The sequence below is a fragment of the Streptomyces millisiae genome (assembly GCF_031845425.1).
Classification (GTDB): domain Bacteria; phylum Actinomycetota; class Actinomycetes; order Streptomycetales; family Streptomycetaceae; genus Streptomyces; species Streptomyces millisiae.
On record NZ_JAVREM010000071.1, the window covers coordinates 20,341 to 33,633 of the forward strand.

Consider the following 13,293-nt stretch of genomic DNA (forward strand, 5'->3'; position numbering starts at 1 on the left):
CGGCCCCGTGGCCAGCGCTCCCGGGAGTCCGGGGGCGCACCCGAGCGGCCGTAAAAGATCACCATCCTGTCAGAGGCGGCCGGTAGGCTCGTAACCACAATGACCGATGACATGTCCCCCGCCGAGCGCTTCGCCGCCGCCCGGCGGCGCGCCGCCGAGCACGCCGGCGCCCTCGGGCCGTTCCGCGAGATGTACGACTTCGATCTCGACGCGTTCCAGATCGAGGCCTGTCAGGCGCTGGAGGCCGGCAAGGGCGTGCTGGTCGCCGCCCCCACCGGCTCCGGCAAGACGATCGTGGGGGAGTTCGCCGTCCACCTGGCGCTCGCCCAGGGGCGCAAGTGTTTCTACACCACGCCCATCAAGGCCCTCTCGAACCAGAAGTTCACGGACCTGGTCAAGCGGTACGGCGCCGACCGGGTCGGGCTGCTCACCGGCGACAACAGTGTGAACTCGGACGCCCCGGTGGTCGTGATGACCACCGAGGTGCTGCGGAACATGCTGTACGCGGGCTCCCAGGCGCTGGTCGGCCTGGGCTACGTGGTGATGGACGAGGTGCACTACCTCTCGGACCGCTTCCGCGGCGCGGTCTGGGAGGAGGTCATCATCCACCTGCCCGAGTCCGTCACGCTGGTCTCGCTCTCCGCCACGGTCTCCAACGCCGAGGAGTTCGGCGACTGGCTGGACACGGTGCGCGGCGACACCCGGGTCATCGTCTCGGAGCACCGTCCGGTGCCGCTGTGGCAGCACGTGCTGGCCGGCCGGCGGATGTACGACCTGTTCGAGGAGTCCGAGCACAAGCGCGAGGTCAACCCGGACCTGCTGCGGGTGGCCCGGCTGGAGAACACCCGGTCCTGGGGCGTCAGGGACCGCGACCGCAACGGCCGGGACCGTCGGCGGGCGGCCGACCGGGAGCGGGAGCGCAGGCAGCGCTCGCGGGTCTACACGCCGAGCCGGGTCGAGGTCATCGACCGGCTCGACGCGGAGGGGCTGCTGCCCGCCATCACCTTCATCTTCAGCCGCGCGGGCTGTGAGGCCGCCGTCCAGCAGTGCCTGCACGCCGGGCTGCGGCTCAACGACGCGCCGGCCAGGGCCCGGGTGCGGGAGATCGTGGAGCGGCGCACGGCGGCCATCCCCGACGAGGACCTGCACGTCCTCGGCTACTTCGAGTGGCTGGAGGGCCTGGAGCGCGGGATCGCGGCGCACCACGCCGGCATGCTGCCGACGTTCAAGGAGATCGTCGAGGAGCTGTTCGTCCGCGGCCTGGTCAAGGCGGTCTTCGCCACCGAGACGCTGGCACTCGGCATCAACATGCCGGCCCGCTCCGTGGTGCTGGAGAAGCTGGTCAAGTGGAACGGCGAGCAGCACGCGGACATCACCCCCGGCGAGTACACGCAGCTCACCGGCCGTGCCGGGCGGCGCGGCATCGACATCGAGGGCCACGCCGTCGTCCTGTGGCAGCGGGGCATGGACCCGGGGCACGTCGCGGGGCTCGCCGGCACCCGCACCTATCCGCTGCGTTCCTCGTTCAAGCCCTCGTACAACATGGCGGTCAACCTGGTCGGCCAGTTCGGCCGGCACCGCTCCCGTGAGCTGCTCGAGACGTCCTTCGCGCAGTTCCAGGCGGACCGTGCGGTGGTGGGCATCTCACGCCAGGTCCAGCGCAACGAGACGGGTCTCGCCGGCTACCGTGAGGCGATGACCTGCCACCTGGGCGACTTCCAGGAGTACGCGCGGCTGCGGCACCGGCTCAAGGAGCGGGAGACCGAGCTGGCCAGGCAGGGCGTGGCCCAGCGGCGGGCCGCGGCGGCCAGCGCGCTCGAGCAGCTGCGGCCCGGTGACATCATCCACGTGCCGACCGGCAAGTTCGCCGGCCTCGCCCTGGTGCTCGACCCGGGCGTCCCGGCCGGCCGCAGCCCGGGGCACCGCGGCTTCGAGCACCACGACGGGCCGCGCCCGCTGGTGCTCACGGCCGAGCGGCAGGTCAAGCGTCTGGCCTCGATCGACTTCCCGGTGCCGGTCGAGCCGTTCGACCGGATGCGGATCCCCAAGTCCTTCAACCCGCGCAGCCCGCAGTCGCGGCGCGACCTGGCGTCGGCGCTGCGTTCCAAGGCCGGCCACCACGAGCCGCGCCGGCACCGCAGGCAGCGGGCCGCGGCCGCCGACGACGCGGAGATCGGGCGGCTGCGGACCGCCATCCGCGCCCACCCCTGCCATGGCTGCGCGGAGCGCGAGGACCACGCGCGGTGGGCCGAGCGCTACTACCGCCTGGAGCGGGACAACCGCGCCCTGCAGCGGCGCATCGAGGGCCGCACCAACACCATCGCCAGGACCTTCGACCAGGTCTGCGCGCTGCTGACCGAGCTCGACTACCTGCGTGAGGACGAGGTCACCGAGCACGGCAGGCGCCTCGGCCGGCTCTACGGCGAGCTCGACCTGCTGGCCAGCGAGTGCCTGCGGGAGAGGGTCTGGGAGGGCCTCGGCCCCGAGGAGCTCGCGGCCTGCGCCTCGGCCCTGGTCTACGAGGCGCGCTCGGCCGACGACGCGCCGGCGCCCGAGCTGCCCGGCGGCCGGTGCCGCCAGGCCCTGGGAGAGATGGTCAGGATCTGGGGCCGGCTCGACGCCCTGGAGGAGGAGCACCGAATCAGCCAGGCCACCGGCGTCGGGCAGCGCGAGCCCGATCTGGGCTTCGCGATGCCGGTCTTCCGCTGGGCCCACGGGCTCGGTCTCGACGAGGTGCTGCGGGACGCCGACATGCCCGCCGGTGACTTCGTCCGCTGGTGTAAGCAGGTGATCGACGTGCTCGGGCAGATCGCCGCCGCCGCCCCGCAGGACGGCACGGTGCCGGGGAACGCCCGCAAGGCGGTCGACGCGCTGTTGCGCGGGGTGGTGGCGTACAGCTCGGTGGCCTGAGGCCGGGCCGCGGCCCGGCCGCTCAGCGCCCGAGCGCGGTGAGCAGCCGGGTGAGCGAGCCCCCCAGGCCCCAGCGGGCGTCGAGGGCCTCCAGGGCCGCCGGGTCGCGCGGCGCGGTGGGCAGCGCGGGGTCGTGCGCGGGGAGCTTCAGGTCGGTGACCACCCGGACGACCCGCGGCGCCACGGCCAGGTACTCCCCGGCCTCGGCGAGCCGCTTGCGCTGGGCGGGGGTGAGGGCGGCGCGCGGGTCGTCGACGGCGGCGCGGATGCCGGCCAGGTCGCCGAACCGGTCGAGGAGCCGGGCCGCGGTCTTCTCGCCGATGCCGGGCACCCCGGGCAGCCCGTCGCTCGGGTCGCCGCGCAGCACGGCCAGGTCGGCGTAGCCCGGACCGTCCACGCCGTACTTCTCGCGCAGCGCCGCGCCGTCGAAGCCGGCCAGCGTGCTCATGCCCTTGACCGGGTAGAGGACGCGCACGCCCCGCGCGTCGTCGATCAGCTGGAAGAGGTCGCGGTCCCCGGTGACGATGTCGACCGGTCCGCTCGCGTGGGTCGCCAGGGTGCCGATGACGTCGTCGGCCTCGTGCTCGGGGACGCCGACGCGGGCGATGCCGAGCGCGTCGAGCACCGCGTCGATGACGGGTACCTGGGGCGAGAGGGTGTCGGGCACGGTCTCGGTGTCCGGTCCCGCGGTGTGTTCCTCGGCCACCCGGTGCGCCTTGTAGCTGGGGATCAGCGCCACCCGCCAGGCCGGCCGCCAGTCCTCGTCGAGGCAGGCCACCAGGTCGTCCGGGCGGTGGTCGGCGACCAGCCTGGCGATGAAGTCGAGCAGGCCGCGGACGGCGTTGACCGGCGTGCCGTCGGGTGCGCGGACGGACTCCGGCACGCCGAAGTAGGCGCGAAAGTAGAGCGAGGCGGTGTCGAGCAGCATGATTCGTCGGGTCACACACCGGATCATGCCGTAAGGAGCACGTGAGGGTTCCGGGCCCCCGACGCAAAAATAATCGTTTGATATGCTAACTATTGACGATTTCTTGACGCCGCTCAGACGCTCTCTTGACCGAGCCGTCCGGACGCCATGGAGGAACCATTCACTCGCTGACGCCCGCCCGACCCGGCCCCACCCCGCTCCTGTCCCTGTCGTGCCCCGTCCCCACCCGGCGCGGGTGATCTCATGGGACACGCTGACACCCTGCTCGCCATGGGCGGCGCCTTCGTCGCCGCCGCGTTCCTCGCCCGCCTGGGCAGCCGCATAGGGCTGCCCACGATCCCCCTGTTCATCCTGGCCGGCATACTCCTCGGCCCCAACACCCCGGGCTTCGTGCTGCTCGACGACCCGCACGACCTGGAGATGCTGTCCGCGCTCGGCCTGGTGCTGCTGCTGTTCTACCTCGGGCTCGAGTTCCACATGGACGACCTCAAGACCGGCGGCCGGAAGATGACCGTGGCCGGCTGCACCTACCTGGCGCTCAACGTCGGCGCCGGCCTCGGGTTCGGCTTCGCCCTCGGCTGGGGCACCTCGGAGGCCCTGGTGCTCGCCGGTGTGCTGGGCATCTCGTCCTCGGCCATCGTCACCAAGATCCTCGTGGACCTCGGCCGCATCGGGAACCCCGAGACCAAGCCGATCCTGGGCATCATCGTGGTGGAGGACATCTTCCTCGCCCTGTACCTGGCCGCCCTGCAGCCGGTGATCTCCGGCGCCGACGACGTCGGCGCCATGACGCTGGACATCGCCAAGGCCTTCGGCTTCCTGCTGCTGCTCGCCATCGCGGCCCGGTGGGGGACCGGCGTGATCGGCAAGCTGTTCGCCATCAAGGACAACGAACTGCTGGTGATCTCCTTCCTCGGCGCCGCGGTGCTGATCGCCGGCATCGCCGAGACCTTCGGAGTGGCCGACGCCATCGCGGCCTTCATGGTGGGCCTGATCCTCGGCAACACCGGGTCCGGCGACCGCATCCGGGACCTGGTGCACCCGCTGCGGGACGCGTTCGCCGCGATCTTCTTCTTCGGCTTCGGCCTGTCGATCGCGCCAGGCGACCTGCCGACCGTCATCTGGCCGGTGCTCATCGCGATCGTCATCACCGTCGCGATGAACCTGCTGGCCGGGCTGGTCACGGCGCGGATCTACGGCTTCGGCCCGCAGCCGGCGGCCAACGTGGCCACCACGCTGCTGGCGCGCGGCGAGTTCGCGCTGATCCTGGCCACCATGGCGGCCGCCGCGGGACTCGACGAGCGGCTCTCGCCGTTCATCGCCGGCTATGTGCTGATCCTGGCCGTGGTCGCGCCGCTGGTCGCCGGGCGCTCGCACTGGCTCGTCCCGCTGATGCCGGGCGGCCGCGAAGCGGCCAAGCGGGCGGAGGCCGGCGTCGAGCCGGCGACCTCGCGCTCGTAGTGTGGGGGCGGGCCCGGGCCTCGCGGCCCGGGGCCTCAGCCGCCGGCCGCCGTGACCAGCGCCTCGACGAGGCGCGTGTCGTCCGCCGCCTCCGGGTGCCACTGGACGGCGAGGACGAAGCCGTCGGCGGACGGCAGCTCCAACGCCTCCACCGTGCCGTCCGCCGCGTGCGCGGTGGCCGTCAGGCCGGGGCCGAGCGCGGCCACCGCCTGGTGGTGGTGGGTGGGGACCGCGAGCGGCGCGGGGGAGAGGAGGTCGGCGAGCAGGGAGCCGGGTACCGGGGTCACCTCGTGGTCGACGAAGGTGCCGGGCCGGCCCTGGTGGCCGGCCACATGCTGGTGCAGCGTCCCGCCGAGCGCCACGTTCAGCAGCTGCATCCCCCGGCAGATCCCCAGCAGCGGCAGCCCGGCGGCCAGCGCCGCCTCGATCAGCGCCAGCTCCCACCCGTCACGCTCCGGCGCCGGCGGGCCGCTGCGCGGATCCCGCGCTGCGCCGTAGCGGGCCGGCTCCACGTCCGGGCCGCCGGCGATCACCAGGCCGTCGAGCCGGCCGACCGTGGCCGCGGCCGCGTCGGGGCCGGTGTCCGGCGGCAGCAGCGCCGCGAGGCCGCCGGCCCGCTGCACCTGGCGGTGGTAGCCGACCGGCAGCAGCGCCGCCGGCGCCTCCCACACGCCCCAGCGCGCCGAGTCCTCCAGGTAGCTGCTGATCCCGATCAGCGGTCGCGCCATCCGGCGGGCTCCCTTCAGTCCCTGGCCAGTTCGGCCTCGGCCTCGGCCAGCGCCGCGAACTCCTCCTCGGGGGCCGCGGCCACCAGGCGGTGCCGACTGTAGAAGGCGAAGTACGCCACCGCCACGGCGTACACGCCGAGGGCGATGAGCGCGGCCTGCCGGTCCACCAGGAACGTGGCCACCAGCGCCGCGAGCGCCAGCACCAGGGCGACGCCCGAGGTCGCCACTCCGCCGGGGGTCCGGTAGGGCCGCGGCAGCCCCGGCTCGCGGCGGCGCAGCACGATGTGCGAGAGCGTCATCAGGGCATACGAGATGGTGGCCCCGAACACGGCCACGTTCAGCATCCGGGCGCCGTCCCCCGTCGCGGCCGCGAGCGCGAAGCCGAGCGCCCCCGGGATCAGCAGGCCCAGATAGGGCGACCTGCGGCGGCTGGTCAGGGAGAGGAAACGCGGCAGGTAGCCGGCCCTGGAGAGCGCGAACAGCTGCCGGGAGCCCGCGTAGACCAGCGAGAAGAACGAGGCGACGAGCCCGGCGAGCCCCGCGTAGTTCACGAAACGACTCAACCCGGTGGTCTCGCCGTCCGGTTCGAGGGCCGTCACCAGCGAGTTGCCCGCGTCCTGGATCGCCGCCGAGCCGCGCGCCCCGGCGGCGGCCAGGAAGGTGAGCGCCGCGAGCACCAGCAGGACGCCGATCGCCCAGGCCATCGCCCTGGGCAGGGTGCGGGCCGGGTCCCTGGTCTCCTCGGCGGCCAGCGGCACGCCCTCGACGCCGAGGAAGAACCACATGCCGAACGGGAACGCCGCCCAGATCCCGAGCAGTCCGAACGGCAGCCAGGAGCTCGCGCCGAACGCCCCCTCGTCCACCGGGATGTCGTCCAGCGCGCCGGGGCTGAAGTCGGCCAGCGCGCCGACCACGAACACCAGCAGCGCCGCCACCGCGACCGCGGTCACCGCCAGGCTGAACCGCAGCGCCTCGCCGACCCCCCACAGGTGGATGGCCAGGAAGACGACGAAGCAGCCGAGGTAGACGGGCCAGCCGGACTCCAGCCCGAACAGGTCGAGCGACTCGACGTAGTCGCCGATGAAGATCGCGATCGCGGCGGGGGCCAGCACGAACTCGATCAGGATCGCCGTGCCGGTCAGGAACCCGCCCCAGGGGCCGAGCGCCCGCCGCGCGAAGCCGTAGCCGCCGCCCGCCGTGGGCAGCACGGCGGCCAGCTCGGCCAGCGCGAACACCATGCAGGTGTACATCAGGCCCATCAGCACCGCGGCGATCGCGAGACCCCCGAAGCCGCCCTCGGCGAGGCCGAAGTTCCAGCCCGCGTAGTCGCCCGAGACCACGTAGGCGACGCCGAGTCCGGTCAGCAGCAGCGGCCCGGCGCTGCCGGCGCGCAGGGTCCGCCGGCGCAGGTAGGCGTCCTCGGGGGACGGCGGGCCGCCGGTCTCCCCGGGCGGCGCGGTGCTGGGCTCGGTGTGCTCGGTCATGGGCCGCTCCTTCACTCGCGCCCGCCGTGGGGGCGTGAATGGTCTGGGCCGATACCTTTGCGGTTGTCGTGGTCGCGGCGCAAGCCTCGTGCGTGAAATGGCTGTTACGGCGCCGGCGCCGGCGCCGGCGCCGGCGGACGCGGAGCGCGGGCCGGCCCGGCCGGCTCAGGCGAGGAAGCCGCGCAGCAGCGCCGCGGTGCCCGCGCAGTGCTCGCGCATCATCTCCCGCGCCCCGTCCGCGTCCCCCTCGCACACCGCGGCCACCAGCGCCGCGTGCTGGGCCTGCGAGTGCTCCAGGTTGCGCACCAGCAGCGGGATGCAGTCCAGCAGGTCGTTCACCGTCGCCCGCACCGCCGCGTACTGGGCGGCGAGCGAGGGCGACCCGGACAGCTCGGCCAGCGTCAGGTGCAGCGCCGTGTCCATCCGCCGGTAGTCGGCCGGCGCCGCCTCCCCGGTGGCGGCCAACGCCGCCCCGAGCCGCGCCGTCCCCGCCGCGCCCAGGCCCTCGGCCGCGCACAGGCCGGCCGCGCCGACGTCGAGCACCTCGCGCAGCCGCAGCACGTCCTCCAGGTCCACGTCCGCGATCCGGCGCCGCAGTTCGGCCCGGACCGCGTCACCGGCCGGCGCGGGCCTGGGGCAGACGAACGTGCCGCCGTACCGGCCGCGCCGGCTCTCCACCAGGCCCTCGTCCTGGAGCACCTTCAGCACCTCGCGCAGCGTCACCCGGCTCACCCCGAGCCGGGCCGCCAACTCCCGCTCGGCCGGCAGCCGTTCACCACCCGCCACCAGGCCGAGCCGGAGCACCTGGAGTATCTGCTCCAGGGCCTCCTCGAAGCCGTTGCCGGCGCGCACCGGCCGCAGCACCGCCGTCAGCCGCTCGACGCCGCCGCCCCGGCCGCCGTCACCCACGCCCATCGGACCTACTTCCCAATCAATGGTCTCCACCGCTACCTTATGGCCCCCGGTTGAAGCGACAGGAGGCCGTCGACATGTGGGAACGCACACCACCGCTGTCCATCGAGGAACTGCGCGGCCTGGTCGACATCGGCGAGATCGACACCGTCGTCCTCGCCTTCACCGACATGCAGGGCCGGCTCCAGGGCAAGCGGTTCGCCGCCAGGTTCTTCCTCGACGAGGTGTGGCGCCACGGCACCGAGGGCTGCAACTACCTCCTCGCGGTCGACACCGACATGAACACCGTGGACGGCTACGCCATGGCCTCCTGGGAGCGGGGCTACGGCGACTTCCGGATGGCGGGCGACCCCGCCACCCTGCGCCGCGTCCCCTGGCATCCGGGCACCGCCATGATCACCGCCGACCTCGCCTGGCACGACGGCACCCCGGTGGCCGCCTCGCCCCGCCAGATACTGCGCCGCCAACTGGACCGGCTCGCCGAGCGCGGCTGGACCGGACACGTCGGCACCGAGCTGGAGTTCATGCTCTTCCGCGACAGCTACGAGCAGGCCTGGAACGCCGGCTACCGCGACCTCACCCCCGCCAACCAGTACAACGTCGACTACTCCGTGCTCGGCACCGGGCGCGTCGAGCCGCTGCTGCGCCGCATCCGCAACGAGATGGCCGGCGCGGGGCTCGTCGTCGAGTCGGCCAAGGGCGAGTGCAACCTCGGCCAGCACGAGATCGCCTTCCGCTACGCCGACGCCCTCACCACCTGCGACCAGCACGTCGTCTACAAGACCGGCGCCAAGGAGATCGCCGCCCAGGAGGGCGTCGCCCTCACCTTCATGGCCAAGTACGACGAGCGCGAGGGCAACTCGTGCCACGTCCACTTCTCGGTCCGGGACGCCGCCGGCCGCCCCGTCTTCGCCGCGACCGACGACGACCGCGACCCGCACGGCATGTCGGAGACCATGCGGCACTTCCTCGCCGGCCAACTGGCCACCCTGCGCGAGCTGTCGCTGCTCCACGCCCCCAACATCAACTCCTACAAGCGGTTCCGCGCCGGCTCCTTCGCCCCCACCGCCGTCGCCTGGGGCCTGGACAACCGCACCTGCGCGCTGCGGGTCGTCGGCCACGGCCCCTCGCTGCGCCTGGAGAACCGGTTGCCGGGTGGCGACGTCAACCCCTACCTGGCCGTCGCCGCCATGATCGCGGCCGGCCTGCACGGCGTCGACCAGCGCCTGGAACTCCCGCCGCCCTGCCCGGGGAACGCCTACACCGGCGACGCCGAGCGCGTCCCCGCCACCCTGCGCGACGCCGCCGCGCTCTGGCGCGACAGCGCCGTCGCCCGCGCCGCCTTCGGCGACGAGGTGGTCGAGCACTACCTCAACATGGCCCGCGTCGAACAGGACGCCCACGACAGCGCGGTCACCGACTGGGAGCGGTTCCGCTCCTTCGAACGCCTGTGACCACGGACCCCGGAACCCGAGGAGCCACCCGCACCGTGCAGACCACGCCGCCGGCCCACCACATCGTCAACCCGGCGACCGAGGAGATCGTCGCCACCGTCCCCGTCACCACCCCGGCCGAGGTCGACGCGGCGGTGCGCCGGGCCGCGGCGGCCCAGGCCGGCTGGGCGGCGCTCGCCCCCGCCGACCGGGCCAGGCTGCTGCGCCGGTTCGCCGCCGAGGTCGACGCGGCCCGCGAGGAGCTGGCGCTGCTGGAGGTCAGGGAGGCCGGGCACCCCGTCGGCAACGCGCGCTGGGAAGCGGGCAACGTCCGGGACCTGCTCGACTACGCGGCCGGCGGCGTCGAGCGGCTGACCGGCCGGCAGATCCCGGTCGCCGGCGGGCTCGACGTCACCTTCCACGAGCCGCTCGGCGTCGTCGGCGTGATCGCCCCCTGGAACTTCCCGATGCCGATCGCCGCCTGGGGCACCGCGCCCGCGCTCGCCGCCGGCAACGCCGTCCTGCTCAAGCCGGCCGAGACCACCCCGCTCACCGCGCTGCGGCTCGCCGAACTCGCCCTGGCCGCCGGCCTCCCGGACGGCCTGTTCCAGGTGCTGCCCGGCGACGGGCCGGGCACCGGGGAGGCACTGGTCACCCACCCCGGCGTCGCCAAGATCGTCTTCACCGGCTCCACCGCCACCGGCAAGCGCGTCATGGCGCACTGCGCCGCCGCCGTGAAGCGGGTCACCCTCGAACTCGGCGGCAAGAGCCCCAACATCGTCTTCGCCGACGCCGACCTGGAGCGCGCCGCCGCCACCGCGCCGGGATCGTTCCTCGACAACACCGGGCAGGACTGCTGCGCCCGCAGCCGCATCCTGGTGCAACGCGCCGTCTACGACCGCTTCCTCGCGCTCCTCGAACCCGCCGTGCTGTCCTTCCCGGTCGGCGACCCGGCCGACGAGGGCACCGCCATGGGGCCGCTGGTCTCGGCCGCCCAGCGCGAACGGGTGCGCTCCTACGTCCCCGAGGACGCCCCGGCCGCCATCCGCGGCACCGCCCCCGCCGGCCGCGGCTTCTGGTACCCGCCCACCGTCCTGGAGGCACACCAGGCCGGGCGGCGCGCCGCCGTCGAGGAGATCTTCGGCCCGGTCGCCGTCGTCACCCCCTTCGACGACGAGGAGGAGGCCGTCCGGCTCGCCAACGCCACCGACTACGGGCTCTCCGGCTCCGTCTGGACCCGCGACCTCGGCCGGGCGCTGCGCGTCTCCCGGGGCGTCGCCGCCGGCAACCTCTCCGTCAACTCGCACAGCAGCGTGCGCTACGCCACCCCCTTCGGCGGCTTCAAGCAGTCAGGGCTCGGCCGCGAGCTGGGCCCCGACGCGCTCGCCGCGTTCACCGAGACCAAGAACGTCTTCCTCGCCTCGGACTCCTGAGACCGAGGCCCGAGCCCCACCGCACCACGAGCCCACCGGCACCACGACCCAAGGAACCCGCAGTGACCGAGACTCCCGTGTCCGCCCGCCGCCTGGTCGGCCGCACCGCCGTCATCACCGGGGCGGCCAGCGGCATCGGCCTGGCCACCGCCCGCCGGCTCGCCGCCGAGGGCGCCACCGTGGTCTGCGCCGACCTCGACGCCGAGCGCGGCGAAGCCGCCGCCGCCGAGACCGGCGGCCGCTACGTGCACACCGACGTCACCGACCGCGAGCAGGTCGAGGCGCTGTTCCAGACCACGGTCGACGCCTACGGCGCCGTCGACATCGCCTTCAACAACGCCGGCATCTCGCCCCCCGACGACGACTCCATCCTCACCACGGAACTCGACGCCTGGCGCCGCGTCCAGGAGACCAACCTCACCTCCGTCTACCTGTGCTGCAAGGCCGTCCTCCCGCACATGCGTCGCCAGGGCAGGGGCTCCATCATCAACACCGCCTCCTTCGTCGCCGTGATGGGCGCCGCCACCTCCCAGATCAGCTACACCGCCTCCAAGGGCGGGGTGCTCGCCATGTCCCGCGAGCTCGGCGTGCAGTTCGCCCGCGAGGGCATCCGGGTCAACGCCCTGTGCCCGGGGCCGGTCAACACCCCGCTCCTCAAGGAACTGTTCGCGAAGGACCCGGAGCGCGCCGCCCGCAGGCTGGTGCACGTGCCGGCGGGCCGGTTCGCCGAGCCGGAGGAGATCGCCGCCGCCGTCGCCTTCCTCGCCAGCGACGACGCCTCCTTCGTCAACGCCGCGGAGTTCCTGGTCGACGGCGGCATCTCCGGCGCGTACGTCACCCCGCTGTGACGTCCCGCGCGGTGGCCGCGCGGCGTTCAACCGGCCACGCACGGTGGCCTCGTGGGCCAAGCTGTGGCAAGTTCACTCCGTGAGCATGACGATGCCACCCGGCTGGTACCGGGACCCGAGCCAGGGCGAGGACCGACCCGCCCTGGAGCGATGGTGGGACGGCTCCTCCTGGACCGAGCGCACCCGTCCCCCGGGCGGCGAGCCCACAGCGGCCTCGCCGACCGCCACGGCGCCCGACCACGGCTGGCCGGCCGCCGCGCCTCCGACCCCCCTCGTGCCGCCCCCGCCCGTGCCGCCGCGGCCCGGGAAGCGGGGCGGCCGGGTCGCCATGCTGATCGGCGGCGCGCTGGTGCTCGCCGGGCTGCTGGTCGCCGTCCCGCTGCTCCTCGACGAGGACGGACGCGACGCGGGCGGCGTGGCCGGCGACGCGTTCGAGCGCTTCGCCGGGCCGCCGGGCGAGGGCGAGGAGCGGCCCGAGCGTGAGGGCGGGAGCGGCGCGGGCGACGGCTTCACCGAGGCCCAGGTCGGCGGCGCCGCGCTGCCCGTTCCCGAGGGCTGGGAGGAGGGCCGGATGGACGGCGGCGTCTCGGTCACCATCGGCGGCTACCCCTGCCCGACCGACGCCGACCTCCAGTGCGTGGACGCCGGCGCCCTCCTGATGGCCGTACCGGGCGTCGCCGGCGTCACCCCCGAGCAGTTGGCCGCCGGCGACATCCCGAGCAACGAGCAGGACTCCTACGGCGAGGCGTACGGCGGGATCACCGACTCCCAGGACGTGCTCGACGAACCGGTCACCGTCGCCGGTCAGCAGGGCCACCGGGTCCGCACCCGCGTCACCACGGGCGCCGGCACCGAGGCGTATGTCGAGTCCGTGGCGTTCCCCGCGCCGGACGGCTCCGACGCGCTGTTGCTGCTGCGGATCGGCTGCGACCTCGGCCCCGAGGCCCCCGACCCGGACGTTCTCGACCGGTTCGTCCAGGACGTCCGGGCGGTGGCGGGCGGGCCAGGTACCGAAGTCTGAGCGGGCGACCGTAAAGTGACCACGTCACGCGTGACCAGCGACGCCGGTCGGCCTGGGAGAGGGTGGATGAACACGGAGCAGGGTCCCCGGCGCACGCCACCGGCACCGCCGTCACGGCCCGCCCCGCCACCCCCC

At 74.0% G+C, this 13,293-nt stretch carries 10 protein-coding genes; 6 read left to right on the forward strand and 4 right to left on the reverse strand.

What is annotated here, in order from left to right; all coding sequences use genetic code 11:
- Positions 1 to 99 precede the first annotated feature (99 nt).
- Positions 100 to 2,910, forward strand: coding sequence for a DEAD/DEAH box helicase (locus RNC47_RS30885; protein WP_311603503.1), 2,811 nt, complete (start codon positions 100 to 102; stop codon positions 2,908 to 2,910).
- Between the two features lie 22 nt (positions 2,911 to 2,932).
- Here RNC47_RS30885 and RNC47_RS30890 read toward each other — a convergent pair whose 3' ends face one another.
- Positions 2,933 to 3,838: a 5'-3' exonuclease gene (locus tag RNC47_RS30890; protein WP_311603518.1), complete on the reverse strand. Its 906-nt coding sequence runs from the start codon at positions 3,836 to 3,838 to the stop codon at positions 2,933 to 2,935.
- 270 nt (positions 3,839 to 4,108) lie between these two features.
- Here RNC47_RS30890 and RNC47_RS30895 point away from each other — a divergent pair, with 270 nt between their 5' ends.
- Positions 4,109 to 5,299, forward strand: coding sequence for a cation:proton antiporter (locus RNC47_RS30895; protein ID WP_311603520.1), 1,191 nt, complete (start codon positions 4,109 to 4,111; stop codon positions 5,297 to 5,299).
- A 35-nt stretch (positions 5,300 to 5,334) separates the two neighbouring features.
- On the opposite strand, the gene RNC47_RS30900 is transcribed toward RNC47_RS30895, so the two are convergent.
- The 3 genes from RNC47_RS30900 to RNC47_RS30910 form a co-directional block, all read right to left on the reverse strand.
- Positions 5,335 to 6,027, reverse strand: a complete 693-nt coding sequence (locus RNC47_RS30900; protein ID WP_311603505.1) for a gamma-glutamyl-gamma-aminobutyrate hydrolase family protein — start codon at positions 6,025 to 6,027, stop codon at positions 5,335 to 5,337.
- A gap of 14 nt (positions 6,028 to 6,041) precedes the next feature.
- Positions 6,042 to 7,511, reverse strand: a complete 1,470-nt coding sequence (eat, locus tag RNC47_RS30905; RefSeq protein WP_311603507.1) for an ethanolamine permease — start codon at positions 7,509 to 7,511, stop codon at positions 6,042 to 6,044.
- 165 nt (positions 7,512 to 7,676) lie between these two features.
- Positions 7,677 to 8,426 carry a FadR/GntR family transcriptional regulator gene (locus tag RNC47_RS30910; protein ID WP_311603509.1) on the reverse strand — a complete coding sequence of 250 codons (750 nt, stop codon included), beginning with the start codon at positions 8,424 to 8,426 and terminating at the stop codon, positions 7,677 to 7,679.
- Between the two features lie 74 nt (positions 8,427 to 8,500).
- Between RNC47_RS30910 and RNC47_RS30915 the strand changes: the two genes are divergently transcribed.
- From RNC47_RS30915 to RNC47_RS30930, 4 genes are all read left to right on the forward strand, one after another.
- Positions 8,501 to 9,877, forward strand: a complete 1,377-nt coding sequence (locus RNC47_RS30915) for a glutamine synthetase family protein (RefSeq protein WP_311603522.1) — start codon at positions 8,501 to 8,503, stop codon at positions 9,875 to 9,877.
- 35 nt (positions 9,878 to 9,912) lie between these two features.
- A complete protein-coding gene (locus RNC47_RS30920; RefSeq protein ID WP_311603512.1) occupies positions 9,913 to 11,289 on the forward strand; it encodes an aldehyde dehydrogenase family protein in 1,377 nt (458 codons plus the stop codon).
- Positions 11,290 to 11,351: 62 nt separating this feature from the next.
- Entirely contained in the window at positions 11,352 to 12,137 is a 786-nt protein-coding gene (locus RNC47_RS30925; protein ID WP_311603514.1) for a 3-oxoacyl-ACP reductase, read from the forward strand.
- Positions 12,138 to 12,222: 85 nt separating this feature from the next.
- A complete protein-coding gene (locus RNC47_RS30930; protein WP_311603516.1) occupies positions 12,223 to 13,158 on the forward strand; it encodes a DUF2510 domain-containing protein in 936 nt (311 codons plus the stop codon).
- The last annotated feature ends 135 nt before the right edge of the window (positions 13,159 to 13,293 follow it).